The following is a 16,819-nucleotide window of genomic DNA, read 5'->3' on the forward strand; positions in this document are numbered from 1 at the left end:
CGCGGGGAGTCCCAGGTCTTCCAGAAGGGCGAGCTCTGGGCCCTGGGGTCGGGTCCGGCTCGCCGGGTCCACGGCGCGGTCCTCGACGAGTGGAAGGCCGAGGGCGGGGCCGGCGGTCGCTACGGCTACCCCCTGACGGACACCGTCGAGACGCCCGGTGGCCGACTCACCTGCGAGTTCGAGGGCGGCACCATCACCGCGTGAGGGTTCGCCCCCGTCTGCGCCGATCTGTCGCCTACGTCGATCTGCGGTGGTCTCTCCGTCCGTCGCGTGCCGCAATGGGAGGGCACCGACCGGACGGAGGTCCACCATGACCGTCGTGAGCGAGATGCTCCGGACCCACCCCACCGGGGTGGGCGACACCGACGAGACCATTCTCAAGAACTGCATCCTGGCGTGCCTCGAGTGCCTCTACTCGTGCACCGCCTGCGCGGACGCCTGCCTCGTCGAGCCCTCCGTGGCCGACCTGCGCGGGTGCATCCGCACCAACCTCGACTGCGCGGATGTCTGCGACGCGACAGTCCGCGTCCTCTCCCGGCACACCGGTTCGGAGGGCGACCTCGTCCGTCGCATGCTCGAGGCCTGCCGCGACATCTGCCGGGCCTGCGCGGACGCGTGCGAACGGCATGCCGAGATGCACCTCCACTGCGAGGTCTGCGCGCTGACCTGCCGGCGCTGTCAGGCGGCCTGCACGGAGCTGATCGCCACGCTCTGACGGCCGGCGCAGCGTGGGGGTTGTGCCACGCGGCGAGGCGAGCGCACCCTTGGCCCATGAGGAGCTATGACGTCGTGATGCGCCCGGTCGGCGGCCAGCCCGCGGACTGCCGCCTCCACGTCCCTGCGGGCAGCCCGGGGGAGGCCGTGTGGCGGGCGAGTCGCCAGATGCGCTCCTCGTCGACGTCCTCCCTGCGCGTGTATGCCGTGTACCGGCACCACCGGGTGCGGGGGAGGCGCTTCGTGGGCCTGTTCGCCGGAGGCGGCGACGGCAGCGCCGGGGTGCGGGAGCCTCGCCGTCCGCGGCCCGACCTCCCGTCGGACGCCATCCGACTCGACGTGCAGCGACAGCACCCTGCTGCTGGTCCGTGGTCCCCGTTGCCCGACCGGCTGCTGCACCCCTGAGCCCTGCGCGCCCGCACGGGCGGTGGGCGGCGCCGTGAGGTGATGACGCGGTTCCCTGGCCGGGCGCACCATGAAGGTATGGCGGGGCGCTGGCGGCACCGGGTGGCGGTTGCCTCCGTCCTGCTCGCCCTCGCGGTCGTGTCCGTGACCCTGAACGGGCTGTGGCGGTTCGCCACCCAGGACCGGCCGGAGGTGGTCGACCAGCCGACGGTCGTGCGCACCGCGAACGCCGCCTGCCTCGTCATGCGCAAGGCGGTGCACGGCCTGGCCGCGGTGCCCGAGGCCGGCGTCTCCCACCGCGTCGCGGCGATCCGGGCGCAGAACGACGAGGTCCTGCTGATGGTCGACCGGATCCGTGCCCTCGGGTACGACCTGGTGGCGGGCGACCTCCCCCTCCAGACCTGGCTCAACGACTGGGAGCGGCTGGTGGGGGCGAGGGAGTCGTATGCCGCGTCGCTCCAGGCGGGCAGACCCCGTCAGCTGGCGCTGCCGGAGGACGGCGACGGAGAGGTCATCACGGCGCGGATGAACAACGTCGGGCTGGACTGCACCGTGCCCCTCGAGCTGACCGGCGGCGGCTAGCTCCCGGGTCGAAGGCCGGCGGCGAAGCGCCCCAGAGCCGCGGCGGCGCGTTCCACCTCACGCCCGACCTGGTCGAGGGTGCCCGGCGGCAGGGGCTGGTCGTCGTCGCTCGCATGCTCGACCGCCCGGCAGAGCTCGGCCAGGGCCGGGGCACCGAGGTTCGCCGCGCTGCCCTTGAGGCTGTGCGCCAGCCGGCCCAGGGCGGTGCGGTCCCCTGCCCCGTGGGCCTCCCGCATACCGGCCAAGGTCTGACGGGCGTTGTCGCTGAACCGGTCGATGAACCGCAGCAGCAGCGAGGGGTCGTCGGGGTCGAGCTCGAGGAGTTCGCCGAGGCGCGCCGCGTCGAGGACCCCGCCGCCCGGACCAGGCGCAGGAGTTGAGGGCACCCGAGCGGCCGGCGCGCTGGTGCCCGGTGCGGTGGTGCCCGGCGCGGCGTCCGGCTGGGAGAACTCCGCCGAGGGGTCCCCGGACCTGCCGACCCAGTGCCGCAGGGTGGCCTCGAGCAGCGCGATGTCGATCGGCTTGGTGAGGAAGTCGTCCATCCCTGCGTCGAGGCAGCGCTCACGTTCGCCGGTCACTGCCGACGCCGTCATGGCGATGACGGGTACCCGCGTCACGTCATGGCGCTGCATCTCGCGGATCGCGCGGGTGGCGTCGTAGCCGTCCATGACGGGCATCTGGCAGTCCATGAGCACGGCCACGACCCCACCCGGGTCGTCGGCGAAGGCAGAGACGCCCTCGGCGCCGTTCGCCGCCAGGGTGGTGGTGTAGCCGAGGCTCTCGAGGATCCCCTCGGCGACCATCTGGTTGACCGGGTTGTCCTCGACGACGAGGACCCGGCCGCGCGGCTGCCCGGGGAGGGATCGCTCGCCGCCTTCGGTGAGGTCCTCCGGCACGGCACCTCCGGGAGTCGCGACCCCCGGAACGTCCGCCCGATCAGTGGCGTGCCGGGCCCCGGCATCGCGGGGTGCGGCGATCGCCGCGCCGTCGGCGGCGAAGACCCTCGCGAGCGCTGGACCCAGCACCGACGGCAGGACCGGTTTCGTGAGGACGAGGTCGACGGGCAGCACCGTGCCCGCGTCCGTCAGCGGGCCGAGGGCCGAGGTCAGCAGCACCAGCCGCACCTGGTCGTGGCGCGGGTCCTCGCGGAGACGGCGGGCGAGCTGGAGGCCGTCGGTGTCCGGCATCAGGTAGTCGAGCAGCGCGATGTCGAAGGGCCGTCCGCGCCGGTGGGCCTCCTCGAGCATCGCCGTCGCCTCGGCCGCCGACTCTGCCGCCGCGGTGGTCAACCGCCAGGTCGCCAGCTGCTCGGTCAGGATGAAGCGGTTGGTGCTGTTGTCGTCGACGACCAGGACCCGCAGTCCAGCCAGGGACGCCAGCGGTGCCTGGGCCGGCGAGGGCAGCACGGCGGACGCGGGGCCGAAGGACGCGGTGAACCAGAAGGTGCTGCCCACCCCGGGCTCACTCTGCACGCCCATCTGCCCGTCCAGCGCGGTCACGATGCGGCGGCAGATGGCGAGGCCCAGGCCGGTGCCGCCGTACTCGCGGGTGGTCGAGCTGTCGGCCTGGGTGAAGGCGTCGAACAGGCGGGACTGCGCCTCGGGGGCGACGCCGACGCCCGTGTCGGACACCTCCACCCGCACCACCGGTCCCGTGGGCCGGGGCTCGGCGGGGCGGGCGCGGATGACGACCTCGCCCGCAGAGGTGAACTTCACGGCGTTGGAGGCGAGGTTGGCGATGACCTGGCCGAACCGGACAGGGTCCCCACGCACGGCAAGGGGCAGGCCCGGCTCGAAGGACACCACGAGCTCGAGCCCCTTCGTCCTGGCCTGCTCGGCCACGATGTTGGCGGCCTGCTCGACGATGGCGCGGGGGTCGAAGTCGACCGTCTCGAGGTCGAGGTGGCCGGCCTCGATCTTGGAGAAGTCGAGGACGTTGTTGACGAGGCCGAGGAGCGCGCGACCGGCCTGGTCGATGCCGTCGGTGAGGCGTTGCTGGTGCTCGGTCAGGTCGGTGCGCGAGAGGAGCTCGGTCAGGCCGATCACGCCGTTGAGCGGGGTGCGGATCTCGTGGCTCATCGTCGCGAGGAACTCGGACTTCATGGTGGACGCCGCTTCCGCGGCCACCGATGCACTCATCGCCTCGTCCCGCGCGCGCGCCAGCTCGCGCGATGCCTGCTCCCGCTCGGCGACCCTCGACAGGATCGCCGCGAGCTGGCTGATGAGAGAGACCTCGCTCTCGGTCGGCTCCACCCCCGCCCGGGTGTCGAGCACCACGACACAGACGACCCGACCGTCCAGGAGCACCGGCGCGGCCACCCACACCGACCCCTCGGCGGTGTGCCGCGTGGCCAGGTCCGCGGCATACACGGCCTCCCGCGCGAGCGGGGCGGCGTCAGGGGAGCCGGTGAGGGGGACCAGGGTCTCCCCGCCACCCGAGGTGAGGAAGGCTGCCACCGGGGACCAGCTGGTGTACCGCGGAACCTCGCGCAGGACCAACGGCACGAGCTGCTCGAGCGAGGTGGCCTCGTTGGCGGCGGTCGCGATGGACTGCACGATGGCCCGGGAGAGCTCGGCGGACTTCGTCTCGGTGATGTCCTGGGCCGTGCCGCCCATACGCACCGGCCGCCCGTCCTCGGCGCGGGTGACCAGACCTCTCCCGCGGATCCACGCCACGGTGCCGTTGCGGCGGATGATGCGGGCGTCCCACTCGAAGCCGTCGGCGCCGGCCATCGCCTCGCCCACCCTGGACCCCACCAGCTCGCGGTCGTCGGGGTGGAGCCCGGCGATGAAGCCCTCGTAGGACGCCTCGAGCTCGCTCGGGTCCATGCCGTAGATGCGGTAGAGCTCGTCGGACCACGTCACCCGGTCGGTCTCGATGTCCCACTCCCAGCTCCCCACCCGCGCGATGGCCTGCGCCTCGGCGAGCTGCTGCTCGCGCTGTTGGAGCTGGTCGAGCAGGCGGCGCTGCTGGGTGAACTCGCTGACGCGGTGGAGCCAGCCGCGGTGCTCGCCCGCGTCGTCGCGCAGCGGGGTGTGGCTCACGAGCGCCGAGAAGCGCTCCCCGTTGCTGCGGAGCAGGCTGCACTCGAGGTTGTGCCCCGACTCGCCGGCGCCGTCGAGCTCGGCAAGGTGCTGGCGGAACTGGCCGCCACCCATCTCGTCGAGGCAGTCGAACACCGAGAGGCCGGCCATCTCCTGCGGCGTGCGGCCGAGCATCTCGGCGAGCCGGTCGTTGGCGAACAGCGTGCGGCCCTCGGAGTCGAAGACCCACAGTCCGTCCGGGGTCGCACGGACGATCCACTCGCTCAGCTGGCGCCGGTCGGTCATGCCGGCCCCCCTCCCACGGCCCCACGCGTACGCACCGATCCTCGCGCATGGGACGCCGGTTGGCACCATTTGTCCGGGCCCGCTGGTCGCCGGGCGGGTCAGCGGGCTCCCGGCACGAGGGTCTTCTCCCAGTGGATCCGGTGGTCGTACATCCAGGCGAGCTTCGGCTCGGTGACCACGTGGCGGAAGGCCAGCCGAAGGGCCGCATCACGCAGTGGGCGGAACAGGGGTCGGGGCGCCTTGGAGCTGCTGCTGCGCGCGCCCGCGGCGACGATCCTCTCCACCCGAGCCCGTCGCAGTCCCTCGTAGGTCGCGAAGGCGCTCGGCACGTCCGGTGAGTCGCGCAGGGCCTGGGCGAGGACGACCCCGTCCTCCATGGCGATCGAGGCGCCCTGGCCCGAGGATGGGGCCGGCGCGTGCGCCGCGTCACCGATGACGATCATCGGCCCGCGGTGCCAGCTCGGGACATGGGCGAGGTCATGGGTGTTGTCGCCAGCAAGCTCGAGAACGCCGTTGCGGATCAGCTCCGCCGCCGGCCCCGCGTCGCCCGCGAACAGCTCGGCCAGGCGGGCGCGCCACTCCGGCTCTGTGGTCCTCGTGCGCTCGTCGGGACCTACCTGGGCGCGGGGCTCGTTCGCGAACCAGACGACGTCGCCGGAAGGCGTGGCGTGCCAGCCGAAGAAGGCTCGGCGACCGAAGACGAAGTGCCACGCCGCAGGCTCCGCCTCGAGGTCGCTCAGGCTCCCGGCGCCGCCGGGGGTGAAGCCGCCGAAGTTGACGAGGCCGACGTAGCGTCCGGCGGGGGCGCCGGGGTCGATCAGCCGCCGGGTCGTCGAGTGGACACCATCCGCGCCCACCAGCAGGTCGGCCTCCCGGGCGAGGCCGCCGGCGAAACTCGCTCTCACCGTGCCCGACGCGGTGGGCTCCGCGGCCGTCAGGCCGGAGGCGTACCGGACCTCGATTCCACGACGGGAGCACTCCTGGGCCAGGGCTGCGGCCAGTCGGGTGCGCTTCATCGTCAGGGCTGGCGTGCCGTCGGGGAGCGGCGCGCCCAGAGGCAGCCGTCCGAGCTCGTGCCCCGTCGCGCTGCGCATGATGTTGGTCCGGGTCGGGTGGCCGATCGCGCGTGCCAGGTGGAGCGCGCCGACCGCGTCGAGGGCGTCCAGCCCGTTGGGCGTGACCGTGAACCACGAGCCGCGCTCGCCGTCGGTCAGGGGATGCGACTCGTGCACGACCACGTCGACGCCGATCCGTTGCAGAGCCAGGGCCGCGACAGGACCTGCCACGCCTCCTCCGACGACGACTGCCCTCATCTCGGTACTCTTTTCCACACCTTTGGTGTATCTCGATTTTGGGATTATTCGATATTCGAAGGATATGCTGATGGCTGCTTCTCGTCAACGGCTGGCGGCCGAGCTGGGCGCGGCCATGCAGGCCTACCAGCGCAGCACCCAGGCGTTCGACGACGAGGTCGGCCGACAGCTGGGGCTCAACCCTGCCGACCTGCGCTGTCTCGACTGGCTCGTCGACGAGGCGCGCTCCCCGAGTGAGCTGAGCGAGGCCACGGGGCTCTCATCGGCGGCGACGACAGCGATGGTCGACCGGCTCGAGCGGAAGGGCTTCGTGCGTCGCACACGCAGCGTCGAGGACCGGCGCAGGGTGCTGGTCGAGATGACTGAGGAGGGCCGCGAGCGCACAGGGTCCTTCTACGGTCCGCTGGTTGTCGACGGAACGGCGCTCCTCGGCAGGTTCTCCGCTGACGAGCTCGCGTCGATGGTGCGCCACCTGAGGGAGATCACGGAGCTGACCGACCGCCACCGCAGCCGCCTGCGCTCCTGAGTGGGCCGGTGGAGCGCGCACCCGGGGCGTGCCCGACCTAACCCTCCTGCCCCTCCGCGCGGCGGCGTTCCAGCCCCTCGAGGATGAGGTCGAGGCCGTACTCGAACTCGTCGCCGAACGCGTACCCCGGCCGGAGGGCGTGTTCCACGGCGAGCTCGGTGAAGTGCGGCAGGGCGTCCGCCGGCATGCCGCCGAGGATCTGGTCGGCCAGGTCGCCGAGATCCTCGGAGTCGCGGAACGGGAGGCTGAGCTCCTGCAGCACGAAGCCGTAGAGGTGGGCGTCGAGCACGGCGAAGGCGTGCGCGGCCATCGGCAGGGAGAACCCGCCGGCGCGCAGGCACCCGATGACGGCGTCGTGGTGGCGGAGGGTCTCGGCGCCCGGCGCGCTCCGCGAGTCCATCAGCCCGATGGCCCAGCGGTGCCCGGTGAGGGCCTGCCGCCCGGAGACCGACCGCAGACGCATCTCGGCGGCCCAGTCGCCACCGACCCGGGGCCGGTGCATCTCGGCGAACACCCGGTCGACCATGCCATCGAGCAGGGCGTCCTTGTTCGCGACGTGGTGGTAGAGCGACATCGCCTCGACGCCGAGATGTCGCGCCAGCGACCGCATCGTGAGTGCGGCCATGCCCTCCCGGTCGGCGAGCTCGACCGCTGCGCGCAGGACGCCGTCGCGGGTGAGCGGGGGACGGGACCCGGCTGGCTGTGGTCGTTCGGCCACGTGACGCTTCCTTTCGTCGGACCTTCAGCAGACACGCTCTTGTCAGGCTTACGGTGTAAGGCTACAGTCGGGACCATGGACTTACAACGTAAGGTAGAGCAGGTCGCCATGAAGGCAGTGATCCAGAAGCGCTACGGCGGGACAGAGACCCTCGAGCTCCGTGAGGTGCCGGTGCCCGTACCGCGCAAGGGCGAGGTCCTGGTCAGGGTGCGCGCCGCGGGCATCGACCGCGGGACGGTGCACCTGATGACGGGGCTCCCGCTGGTCATGCGTCTCGTCGTCGGCCTGCGCGGCCCCCGGCAGCCGATCCCGGGGCGCGACCTCGCCGGCACCGTCGAGGCGGTGGGCGAGGGGGTCACCCGGTTCGCGGTGGGGGATGCGGTGTACGGCACTGGTCACGGGTCGCTCGCCGAGCTCACCCGCGCCCCCCAGGACCGGCTCGCGGCCAAGCCGGCCAGCCTGTCGTTCGAGCAGGCGGCCGCCGTCCCGGTCTCGGCCCTCACCGCTCTCCAGGCCCTGCGGAACGCCGGGAGGGTGGCGCCCGGGCAGAGGGTTCTCGTCATCGGCGCCTCCGGCGGCGTGGGCTCGTATGCCGTGCAGCTCGCCAAGGCCTTCGGGGCCGAGGTGACGGGTGTGTGCAGCACGACCAAGGTGGACCTCGTCCGCAGCCTCGGCGCTGACCACGTCGTCGACTACACGCGCTCCGACCTCGCCGAACGTGCTCACGAGTACGACCTCGTCCTGGACATCGCCGGGAACCGTCCCGTCAGGCGGCTGCGCAGGCTGCTCACGCCGACCGGGACCCTCGTGATCGTCGGGGGCGAGGGAGGCGACCGGTGGACCGGTGGCATGCAGCGCCAGCTCGGGGCGGTCGCGCTCTCACCGTTCGTCCGCCACCGGCTCGCCATGCTCTTCTCGCGCGAGAACTCGGCCGACCTGGTGACGCTGGCCGACCTCGCGGACCGTGGCGCCTTCCGACCGGCGATCGACCGCACCTTCGACCTCGACGCGGCTGCGAAGGCCCTGCACCACCTCGAGGCCGGCCACACGCGCGGCAAGGTCGTCGTGCAGGTGGCCTGACCGTCCGGGTCCACGCGCGGCAAGGTCGTCGTGCGGGTGGCCTGACCGTCCGGGCGGGGGTGCGGAGGGCCCGCGGCTAGGTCACGCCGTCCAGCAGGAACGTCGCCATGGGCCCCTTGCCCTTCACCTCGATCGTCCCGCGTGCCCTCAGGGAGAACGCCGGACCCAACGCGGCCGCGACACGCTCGGTGACCTGGATCTCCCCCGCCAGCCCGTGGGACTCCATCCGGCTGGCCGTGTTCACGGTGTCGCCCCACAGGTCGTAGATGAACTTGCGCTTGCCGATGACCCCGGCGACCGCCGGGCCCGTGTCGATACCGACCCGGACAGCGAGCCAGCCCTGCCCGCTCGCCGCGGCCATGCCCGCGATCTCGTCCCGCATCGCGAGCGCCGTCCGCGCGACCGCCTCGAGGTGGTCCTGCCGCTCCTCCGGGAGACCGGCCGCCGCCATGTACGCGTCACCGATCGTCTTGATCTTCTCCAGCCCCTCTGCGTCGGCGAGGCGGTCGAACGCGGAGAAGATGCGGTCGAGCAGGGCGACGAGCTCAGCCGGAGCCATGACCGACGACTGCTCGGTGAAACCCACCAGGTCGGCGAAGAGCACCGTCACCGCGTCGTAGTGCTCGGCGATCACCCCGGTCTTCTCCTTGAGCCGCCTGGCGATCGGCTCCGGGAGGACGTTGAGCAGGAGTCGCTCCGATCGCTCTCGTTCGGCCTCGAGCGCCCGGCGGGCCCGGTCCTGCTGCTCGACGAAGTACCCCAGCATCATGTACGTGCACAGGGTCACGCCCATGACGTTGAGGACGAAGAACGTGATGACGAAGCCCGTCGGGAGCGTTGACGGGCTCTGCGAGAGACGCGGGTCGAGCAGAGCCAGGGCGATGAGCAGTGCAAAGAACGCCAGCAGCCAACCGACCGAGCGGCGCAGGCCGAGGAGTGCGAGAGCCGCGAGCGGGGTGAAGACGGCCCAGAGGACCATCCCGCTCGACGCGACGAAGCCGCCGAGGGAGACCTGCAGCAGGGCGGGCAGCACGAGGAAGGCCACGAACTGCGTGGTGCGGAAGATGTCGAACCGTCGTGTCCGTGCCAGCACGGCAAGCCCGACCGCCGTCAGCAGCTGGTAGGCGAGCGGAATCGCCGCGGAGAGCGGATAGCCGTACGCGAAGTAGGTGACCACCCAGACGAAGGACACCACCGCGATGACCAGGGACGCGAAGATCAACGTCCCGGAGCGGACCCGCTCGTCGTGGCCCTGCTCGGCCCTGGCACCGAGGTCGGACAACCGGTCCAGCAGGCGCAGGATCGACCGTCTGCTCCCCTGCGGAAGCGCACCCTGGAGGACCTCCGGCTCGGCCACGCCCACGATGCTAGGGGCGGGCAGCTCGGTGGAACCAGCAGCAGGCCGACCGCGCTGCGGAGCCCGCGGCCCCGCTCGGCCCGGCCTCGCCGCACGACGAAGGCCCCTCCCACGTCCAGGAGGGGCCGTGACCCGCCGACCGTCAGTCAGCCGAGTCGGTCACACCAGCTCGGGCAGGTGCAGGTGCGCGAGCGCCACTTCCATCTCGGCCACGTCGTCGACGGTCGCCCTCATCTCCTGGCTGGCACGCTCGCGGATGGCCGCCACGGCCTGGCGTGTGGCTTCGAGCTGGGCGCGGGTCTCGAAGGTGACGGTGCCGACGATCCGGCCCGTGTCACGACTGACCATCAGGCTGGCACTGCAGAAGCCCTCGAACTCCTGGAGCCTCGGGAGGACGGCCAGCTTGAAGATGTCGGGACCACGGTCGGCCAGGCCGGGGTCGCCGCTCAGCCAGGTCACACGCGCGCAGGACCCTTCGGGCATGGCGTGGTCGCGGTGCACGACGGCGACCTCCCACTGCTCCACAGCGCTCGAGCTGGTGCCCATGGCCTGCTCCGCCCGGTCGCGCACCGGCCTGACGGGCTCCGCACTGGCCTGCATGGCCGCCTCGGACTCCCATGCCGTCGTCGCGATGCAGCGGCCGGTCTCGCGGTCCACGAGCAGCGACATCCCGACGCATCCGTCCATCGCGGTGACCTGAGGGAGGACCTGGTCGCGGACGTGCGCGATGCCGTCGGCAATCTTGGAGCGGTCCGCCTGGATCGTGGTGGTGCGTGCGTACACGAGGGGCTCCTTCGCTCGGGGCAGCACCCCGACGGCGCTGCCGTCGACTCCCACCGTCCTCCTCGGTCCTGACGGGGGCAAGGGACATATGGGACGCCTCGAGTGACACCTGGCGCGCCCGGACCGGCGGTGCGGACGTCTCAGCTCGGCGCTGGCGGCGGCACGTGTGTCTCCGCCGGCGGACCGGCCCTGAACCTCCTCCCTGCGAGAGGAACCACGAGCAGCGCGACCAGACACCACAGGAGCGCCCTGATCCACCCCAGGCGCTCGCCGTCAGCGCCAGCGAAGAGGGGCGAGACGAACTCGCCGGAGACCGCGTTGTTCGCGGCGTGCATCACCATGGCAACCAGGACGCTCCCCCCGCTGCCGACCACCAGCCACGCGAAGACCACGCTGGCCGCCATGACGAAGACGGCATCGGAGGGCGGGATGTCGCCGGTGAAGAACAGCGGGACGTGGAAACCGACGTGGATCGCACCCACGAGGAGAGCGGCTGCCAGGGACGAGTGCTGCTCGGCGAGTCTCGAGAGGGCGAACCCGCGGAACCCCGGCTCCTCCCATGGACCGAACAGCGGGACGAGGAGGACCAGGACGAAGGTGAACGGGATCTCCGTCCAGGACGCGAGCTGACCGCCCGTCGGCTCCGGAGCACCGAGTGCCACCGTCAGGACAGCTGCCAGCGCGGCGACGCCCGAGGGCAGCAGAACCGCTGCGGCGTACCACCCCCAGCCGACCCGCCACTGCACCATGCGCCGGGCCAGCGACCGCATACCCGAGCGACCTTCCAGTATCCCCAGCACGACCAGTGCAGCCAGGAACGGACCACAGCCGAGGAGGCCGCCGAACGGGACGAGCGTCCACGACAACGCATACGCCAGGACGACGAAGACGGCGACGGGATGCCTCCTGACGACCTCGGTCAAGCTACCCATGATCCGTCCTGGCGCCCACTCTCGACGACTCGTGCTCGTCGCCGTCTGAGTCGACACGCTGCCCCCCTGGCCGGTCCTTCGCCATAGCCCACTGTGGGGATCTGGTGGCCGGCACCCACCTCGACGACCGCGAACGACCGTCCGCGACCCTTGGACGCGCCCCCGGGCGTGCCGACTCGAGCCCAGCCGGCCGCCGCCGTGGACTAGAGCGGATGCAGGACTCCGAATACGGCGAAAGAGCGAAATCAGCTGCCGCGTATGGCAGTCACGCATCTCGCAGGCCTAATGTGCATTTCCAACGCCGACGGAGCGCCCGGGGGGTCGTCGCGGCGCTGAACGCAGGGGAGAGCGATGAGGCGTACTCGGGGATGGTTGGCCCTGTCGGCCGTCGTGGTGTTGTCCGCACCCTTGGCTTTGCTGTCCGCGCTGGGTCACCCCGCGCATGCGGCGGTGCTCACAGAGACCTACCTGGCCTATGACAGCCAGCCGGGTGAGTTCACCGGGCAGGGGCAGAGCGGAAGACTCGCGCCACCCGCCGCCGCATTCACCGTCCGGGGCAGTACCGGGTGGGTGACCGTGAACGTGGACGCCGGCGACGAGTACTGGATGGTCATGCTGACCGCGCCGGAGGGCAAGCAGCTCACGACCGGTGTCTACGAGAATGCCGTTCGCTCGGGCGACAACACGACCGGCCCCGGGCTGTGGGTCACGAGCAGCGGCCGCGGCTGCGCACCGGTGACAGGCCACTTCACGGTCAACACGTTGTCCACCGACACCTCAGGGCGGGTGATCGCGCTGGACGCGGACTTCACGCAGTACTGCGAGGACCTGAGCCCGGCACTGACCGGGACCCTGAAGGTCGCCGCACCGACCTCCTCGCCCTTGGTGCTCACCAGCTCTGCCCCGGACTCCGTCCAAGGGCAGCCAGTCACGCTCACCGCCCGCGGAAGGGCGGGCGCAGGACCCGTGACCTTCATCGACGGGGAGGCCGTCATCGGGCAGGCCAGCCCGGACGGCGCCGGCCTTGCCCGCCTGGTGACCGACAGGCTGACCACCGGAATTCACGGTCTTGCCGCCCGGCAGGGGACCGTCACGTCCGCGCGCACCGAGCAACGCGTCGCCGCCGGCGCCTCATCGTTGTGGTTCAGCAGCGTGCACGGGGACTACATCGGGCTCGGAGCCAGCATCGGTCATGCACCGCCCTCCGCCTCCGTCATTGCCACTGGCACCGCCCAGAAGGTGACCGTGTCGGTGCGGCCGGGCCACGTCGACGCGCCCCTGTGGACCGTCGAGGTGGGGGCACCGCCCGGGCAGAGTCTTGCCCCGGGGACCTACACCAACGTCCAACACCCCCTCTCCAGCACCGCAGGGCGGGCCAGGCTCGCTGTCTCCGGCGACGGAAGGGGCTGCAGTGCTGTGACCGGGACGCTGACCGTGTCCGCGATCGCCACCACGCCCGCTGGCACTCTGTCCCGGTTGGACGCGAGCTTCACCCAGTACTGCGACGGCAAACCGCACGGGCTGCGGGGCCGGGTCCGCTACACCGCCACCCCGCTCGCAGCGTCCTCGACCGCGCTCACCCTGGGGCTGAACGAGGCCGGGTACGTCACGATGACGGCCCAGGTGACCGGTACAGCCGGTCCGGCCACCGGTCACGTTGACTTCAGTGAGGGCCCGACTCTCCTGGGCAGCGCCACCCTCGACCCGTCCGGGACCGGCTCCGCCTCGGCGAGGCTGCCGCAGGGAACGCACTCCGTCACCGCCACGTACCGCGGCAGCCCGATCTACGCGTCCAGCACGGGTGCGGCCGAGCTCAGCGTGCCCGCGCCGGTCTCGAGAACGACGCGCACGCGGCTCACCGCGTCGACGACCGGGGTTCGGGCGGGCAAGACCGTGACGTTCAAGGTGACAGTCAAAGCCGACGGGGTGCCTGCCAACGGCATGGTCATCCTCCACGACGGCGACCGGCCGGCCGGAACGGCGGGCCTCAGCAGCGACGGGACTGCCCGCATCGTCTGGCTCGCGACCGGGAAGGGTCCGCACCGGTTCACCGCGCGGTACACCGGAGCGCCCGGGTACAGCACCTCGACCTCGCCCATCACCACGATCCGTGTGCGGTAGCGAGAGCCCGGGCTCCTGGCAGCACCTGCAGGCCCCTCGGCCCTGACGAGGGACGTCTACTCCCAGGGGCCCGCGGCCAACGACCCGGAGGCTCTCTAGCACTTCGGGGAGGCCTCCCAGTGAGCACTGGTGCCGTACTTTGCTGGAATCAGGGGACGGAAAAGGCCCTCTCCGATGAGAGGAAAGGGCCTGTGACCTGTGGTGGAGCCAAGGGGACTCGAACCCCTAACCCCCTGCTTGCAAAGCAGGTGCGCTACCAATTGCGCCATGGCCCCGAAGGGTGACGTCCCGGGGCCTGAGGGTGGGTGTCAGTCCTGGGCAGTCGATTCAGTTGGTCGGCTGGTCGGTCGCCTCGTGCCAGAGGTCGCGCTCGGCCTGCTGGGCCTTGAGCTTCTTCTGGACTGCGGCCGCGCCGAGGGCCGTCGCGAGCAGCAGCAGGAGCTTCTTCCCCATGGGACTCTCCGTCCGGTGCGCTGGCCTGGAACCGCGGATCGGGATTGGTGGGCCTAACAGGACTTGAACCTGTGGCCTCTTCCTTATCAGGGAAGCGCTCTAACCGTCTGAGCTATAGGCCCGTGACCAATCACCGCTCGCACCCCCCGCAAGGGGGCTGCGACGCATGAGGTTACCTCACCGGCATACGGAGGACCAAAACGGCTGCGCCCCCTGCCTCCCGAGCGGGAGGAGGGGGCCACCAGCAGCAGTCCGTATGCCGCGCGGGCACCGCTCGGAGGCGGGCCCGGCGTCGCCGTCAGTCGTCGGTCAGGGTGAGCTGCAGGCCGCCGACCAGGGCGGAGCAGATGTTGTAGAGGAACGCCCCGAGCGTCGACAGGGCGGTCAGGAGGATGACGTCGATGACCCCGATGACGATCGAGAGGGACAGCACGCGGCCGAAGCCGAGGAAGTCCATCAGGTCGAAGGGGTTCTCGCTGTCCTGCAGGATCGTCCCCACCAGGCGGTTGACCTCCGAGAAGACCCCCATGCCGGAGAGGATCATCCACAGCACCGCGACCATCACGACGCCGGCGATGCCGAGGGCCACCGAGATCAGGAACGACATCTTCATCGCCGACCACGGGTCGATGCGCGAGACCGTCAGCTTCACCCGGCGGCTGCGGGCTGCCGCGCCCTGGCCGCTGGGTGCTCCGCCGCCGGCGGGACGTCCCTGGGTGGGGTTCGGACGGGTCGACGCCGGCTGGGCGCCCTGCCCCGGGCGGGGGCCTGGACCCGGGCCCTGCGGGCGTGCCGACGTGCTTGTCGGGCGGGCCGTGCTCACTCATTACCTCCGGGGCTGTCGCTCTCGCCGGTGTCCTCCGTCGCGGCCCCCTCGGGCGCCTCGACAGCCTCGGCCGGCTGGTCCGTCGCCTCCGACGGTACGGCATCGACGCCCGCCTGTGCCTCATCGGCGCTCTGGGCGAGACCCCCGGGCTGCCCGGCGGGCCCGTCAGCCTGCCCCGCGCTCGAGGCGGCGTCCGGCCCGTCGACGGCCTCGTCGACGGCGCGCTCCACGCTGCGCGCCACGGCGACCACGACGTCGCCCTTGGCCGGCGTGACGAAGCGCATGCCCTGGGTGTTGCGGCCGCGCCGGGTGACCCCGGACACGCTGGAGCGCACGATGTTGCCCTTGCCCATGATGGCGAGCACCTCGTCGTCCTCGTCGACCGTGAGTGCGCCGACGACCACGCCGTTCTTCTCGGTGATCTTGGCGACGGCCACACCGAGGATGCCGCGGCCCTTCACGCTCCACTCCGAGACGGCCGTGCGCTTGGCCAGGCCGTTCTCGAACACCACGAAGACGTCGGGGTCGGTGCCGTCCTCGATGACGCTGAGCGAGAGCAGCGCGTCGGAGTCACGGAACCGCATGCCGGTCACGCCGCTGGTCGCCCGGCCCATCGGGCGCAGGGTCTCGTCGTCGGCGTGGAACCGCGCCGACTGCCCGTTGCGCGAGACCAGCAGCAGGTCGTCGCTGGGGGAGGCGAGGTCGGCCGCCACCAGCTCGTCACCGTCACGCAGGTTCACGGCGATGAGGCCGCCGCTGCGGGGGGAGTCGTAGTCCGCCAACCGCGTCTTCTTCACCAGGCCGTTGCGGGTCGCCAGGACGAGGTAGGGCGCCTGGTCGTAGTCGCGGATGTCGAGGACCTGGGCGATGCGCTCCTCCGGCTGGAACGCCAGCAGGTTGGCCACGTGCTGGCCCTTGGCGTCGCGGCCGGCGTCGGGCAGCTCGTACGCCTTGGCCCGGTAGACCCGCCCGAGGTTGGTGAAGAACAGCAGCCAGTGGTGTGAGGTGGTCGTGAAGAAGTGCTCGACCATGTCGTCGCCGCGCAGCTGCGTGCCCCGGACACCCTTCCCGCCCCGACCCTGGCTGCGGTAGGCGTCGACCCGGGTGCGCTTGGCGTAGCCGCCGCGGGTGATGGTGACGACCACGTCCTCCTCGGGGATGAGGTCCTCCATCGACATGTCGCCGTCGAAGAGCTCGATCGTCGAGCGCCGCTCGTCACCGAACTTCTCGACGATCTCCGCGAGCTCGTCGGACACGATGGTCCGCTGCCGCTCGGGCTTGGCCAGGATGTCCTCGTAGTCCTTGATCAGCGCCTCGAGGCGGTCGTGGTCGTCGATGATCTTCTGGCGCTCGAGGGCGGCCAGGCGGCGCAGCTGCATGTTGAGGATCGCCATGGCCTGGACCTCGTCGATCTCCAACAGGTCGATCAGGCCGGCCTTGGCCTCGTCGACCGTGGGGGAGCGGCGGATCAGCGCGATGACCTCGTCGAGCGCGTCGAGCGCCTTGAGCAGGCCGCGCAGGATGTGGATGTCGGCCTCGGCCTTGCGCAGGCGGAAGGTCGTGCGCCGGACGATGACCTCGATCTGGTGCTCCACCCAGTGGCGGATGAAGGCGTCGAGCGGCAGGGTGCGCGGCACGCCGTCGACCAGGGCCAGCATGTTGGCGCCGAAGTTGGTCTGC

General features: G+C 71.5%; 16 protein-coding genes and 2 tRNA genes. 7 read left to right on the forward strand and 11 right to left on the reverse strand.

Annotation, left to right across the window (positions count from 1 at the left end; translation table 11 throughout):
• The 4 genes from VIB11_RS09475 to VIB11_RS09490 form a co-directional block, all read left to right on the forward strand.
• On the forward strand, positions 1-204 hold a 204-nt coding region (locus VIB11_RS09475; RefSeq protein WP_414695800.1), incomplete at its 5' end, for an LGFP repeat-containing protein.
• Positions 205-310: 106 nt separating this feature from the next.
• Positions 311-715 carry a four-helix bundle copper-binding protein gene (locus tag VIB11_RS09480; RefSeq protein WP_332030627.1) on the forward strand — a complete coding sequence of 135 codons (405 nt, stop codon included), beginning with the start codon at positions 311-313 and terminating at the stop codon, positions 713-715.
• 56 nt (positions 716-771) lie between these two features.
• The gene (locus tag VIB11_RS09485; protein ID WP_332030629.1) at positions 772-1,119 is read left to right on the forward strand and encodes a hypothetical protein; all 348 of its coding nucleotides are present in this window, start codon (positions 772-774) and stop codon (positions 1,117-1,119) included.
• 78 nt (positions 1,120-1,197) lie between these two features.
• The gene (locus VIB11_RS09490; RefSeq protein WP_332030631.1) at positions 1,198-1,701 is read left to right on the forward strand and encodes a hypothetical protein; all 504 of its coding nucleotides are present in this window, start codon (positions 1,198-1,200) and stop codon (positions 1,699-1,701) included.
• Here the strand turns inward: VIB11_RS09490 and VIB11_RS09495 are convergent.
• Together VIB11_RS09495 and VIB11_RS09500 are read right to left on the reverse strand one after the other, a co-directional pair.
• A complete protein-coding gene (locus VIB11_RS09495) occupies positions 1,698-5,030 on the reverse strand; it encodes a response regulator (RefSeq protein WP_332030633.1) in 3,333 nt (1,110 codons plus the stop codon). The two genes, VIB11_RS09490 and VIB11_RS09495, sit on opposite strands and share 4 nt — an antisense overlap.
• A 98-nt stretch (positions 5,031-5,128) precedes the next feature.
• Positions 5,129-6,343, reverse strand: coding sequence for an FAD-dependent monooxygenase (locus VIB11_RS09500; protein ID WP_332030635.1), 1,215 nt, complete (start codon positions 6,341-6,343; stop codon positions 5,129-5,131).
• A gap of 70 nt (positions 6,344-6,413) precedes the next feature.
• Between VIB11_RS09500 and VIB11_RS09505 the strand changes: the two genes are divergently transcribed.
• The gene (locus VIB11_RS09505) at positions 6,414-6,869 is read left to right on the forward strand and encodes a MarR family transcriptional regulator (protein ID WP_332030637.1); all 456 of its coding nucleotides are present in this window, start codon (positions 6,414-6,416) and stop codon (positions 6,867-6,869) included.
• Between the two features lie 37 nt (positions 6,870-6,906).
• Here the strand turns inward: VIB11_RS09505 and VIB11_RS09510 are convergent, their stop codons facing one another.
• The gene (locus tag VIB11_RS09510) at positions 6,907-7,587 is read right to left on the reverse strand and encodes a TetR/AcrR family transcriptional regulator C-terminal domain-containing protein (RefSeq protein ID WP_332030639.1); all 681 of its coding nucleotides are present in this window, start codon (positions 7,585-7,587) and stop codon (positions 6,907-6,909) included.
• A gap of 108 nt (positions 7,588-7,695) precedes the next feature.
• Here VIB11_RS09510 and VIB11_RS09515 point away from each other — a divergent pair, with 108 nt between their 5' ends.
• Complete coding sequence (locus VIB11_RS09515) at positions 7,696-8,667, forward strand: NAD(P)-dependent alcohol dehydrogenase (protein WP_332030640.1); 972 nt, start codon at positions 7,696-7,698, stop codon at positions 8,665-8,667.
• A gap of 76 nt (positions 8,668-8,743) precedes the next feature.
• Here the strand turns inward: VIB11_RS09515 and VIB11_RS09520 are convergent, their stop codons facing one another.
• From VIB11_RS09520 to VIB11_RS09530, 3 genes are all read right to left on the reverse strand, one after another.
• Entirely contained in the window at positions 8,744-10,024 is a 1,281-nt protein-coding gene (locus tag VIB11_RS09520; protein WP_332030642.1) for an adenylate/guanylate cyclase domain-containing protein, read from the reverse strand.
• A 159-nt stretch (positions 10,025-10,183) separates the two neighbouring features.
• Positions 10,184-10,807, reverse strand: a complete 624-nt coding sequence (locus tag VIB11_RS09525) for an antibiotic biosynthesis monooxygenase (protein ID WP_332030644.1) — start codon at positions 10,805-10,807, stop codon at positions 10,184-10,186.
• Positions 10,808-10,947: 140 nt separating this feature from the next.
• A complete protein-coding gene (locus tag VIB11_RS09530) occupies positions 10,948-11,730 on the reverse strand; it encodes a CPBP family intramembrane glutamic endopeptidase (RefSeq protein ID WP_332030646.1) in 783 nt (260 codons plus the stop codon).
• A gap of 579 nt (positions 11,731-12,309) precedes the next feature.
• Here VIB11_RS09530 and VIB11_RS09535 point away from each other — a divergent pair.
• Positions 12,310-13,860, forward strand: a complete 1,551-nt coding sequence (locus tag VIB11_RS09535; protein ID WP_332030648.1) for an Ig-like domain-containing protein — start codon at positions 12,310-12,312, stop codon at positions 13,858-13,860.
• A 199-nt stretch (positions 13,861-14,059) separates the two neighbouring features.
• On the opposite strand, the gene VIB11_RS09540 is transcribed toward VIB11_RS09535, so the two are convergent.
• The 5 genes from VIB11_RS09540 to VIB11_RS09560 all read right to left on the reverse strand — a co-directional run.
• Positions 14,060-14,135 (reverse strand) — tRNA-Ala (locus VIB11_RS09540).
• A 52-nt stretch (positions 14,136-14,187) separates the two neighbouring features.
• Positions 14,188-14,313, reverse strand: coding sequence for a DLW-39 family protein (locus VIB11_RS09545; RefSeq protein WP_332030650.1), 126 nt, complete (start codon positions 14,311-14,313; stop codon positions 14,188-14,190).
• A gap of 45 nt (positions 14,314-14,358) precedes the next feature.
• A tRNA-Ile gene (locus tag VIB11_RS09550) sits at positions 14,359-14,435 on the reverse strand.
• Between the two features lie 176 nt (positions 14,436-14,611).
• Positions 14,612-14,965: a DUF3566 domain-containing protein gene (locus VIB11_RS09555; RefSeq protein ID WP_332030652.1), complete on the reverse strand. Its 354-nt coding sequence runs from the start codon at positions 14,963-14,965 to the stop codon at positions 14,612-14,614.
• 167 nt (positions 14,966-15,132) lie between these two features.
• Positions 15,133-16,819: DNA gyrase C-terminal beta-propeller domain-containing protein (locus VIB11_RS09560; RefSeq protein ID WP_332030654.1), on the reverse strand; the 1,687-nt coding region annotated here is incomplete at its 5' end.

Source organism: Pedococcus sp., assembly GCF_036554925.1.
Taxonomy (GTDB): Bacteria; Actinomycetota; Actinomycetes; order Actinomycetales; family Dermatophilaceae; genus Pedococcus_A.

Excerpts from the sequence above, each read along its gene's own strand:
- VIB11_RS09480 (WP_332030627.1), top strand. The coding sequence starts at position 311 with ATGACCGTCGTGAGCGAGATGCTCCGGACCCACCCCACCGGGGTGGGC.
- VIB11_RS09485 (WP_332030629.1), top strand. The coding sequence starts at position 772 with ATGAGGAGCTATGACGTCGTGATGCGCCCGGTCGGCGGCCAGCCCGCG.
- VIB11_RS09490 (WP_332030631.1), top strand. The coding sequence starts at position 1,198 with ATGGCGGGGCGCTGGCGGCACCGGGTGGCGGTTGCCTCCGTCCTGCTC.
- VIB11_RS09495 (WP_332030633.1), bottom strand. The coding sequence starts at position 5,030 with ATGACCGACCGGCGCCAGCTGAGCGAGTGGATCGTCCGTGCGACCCCG.
- VIB11_RS09500 (WP_332030635.1), bottom strand. The coding sequence starts at position 6,343 with ATGAGGGCAGTCGTCGTCGGAGGAGGCGTGGCAGGTCCTGTCGCGGCC.
- VIB11_RS09505 (WP_332030637.1), top strand. The coding sequence starts at position 6,414 with ATGGCTGCTTCTCGTCAACGGCTGGCGGCCGAGCTGGGCGCGGCCATG.
- VIB11_RS09515 (WP_332030640.1), top strand. The coding sequence starts at position 7,696 with ATGAAGGCAGTGATCCAGAAGCGCTACGGCGGGACAGAGACCCTCGAG.
- VIB11_RS09545 (WP_332030650.1), bottom strand. The coding sequence starts at position 14,313 with ATGGGGAAGAAGCTCCTGCTGCTGCTCGCGACGGCCCTCGGCGCGGCC.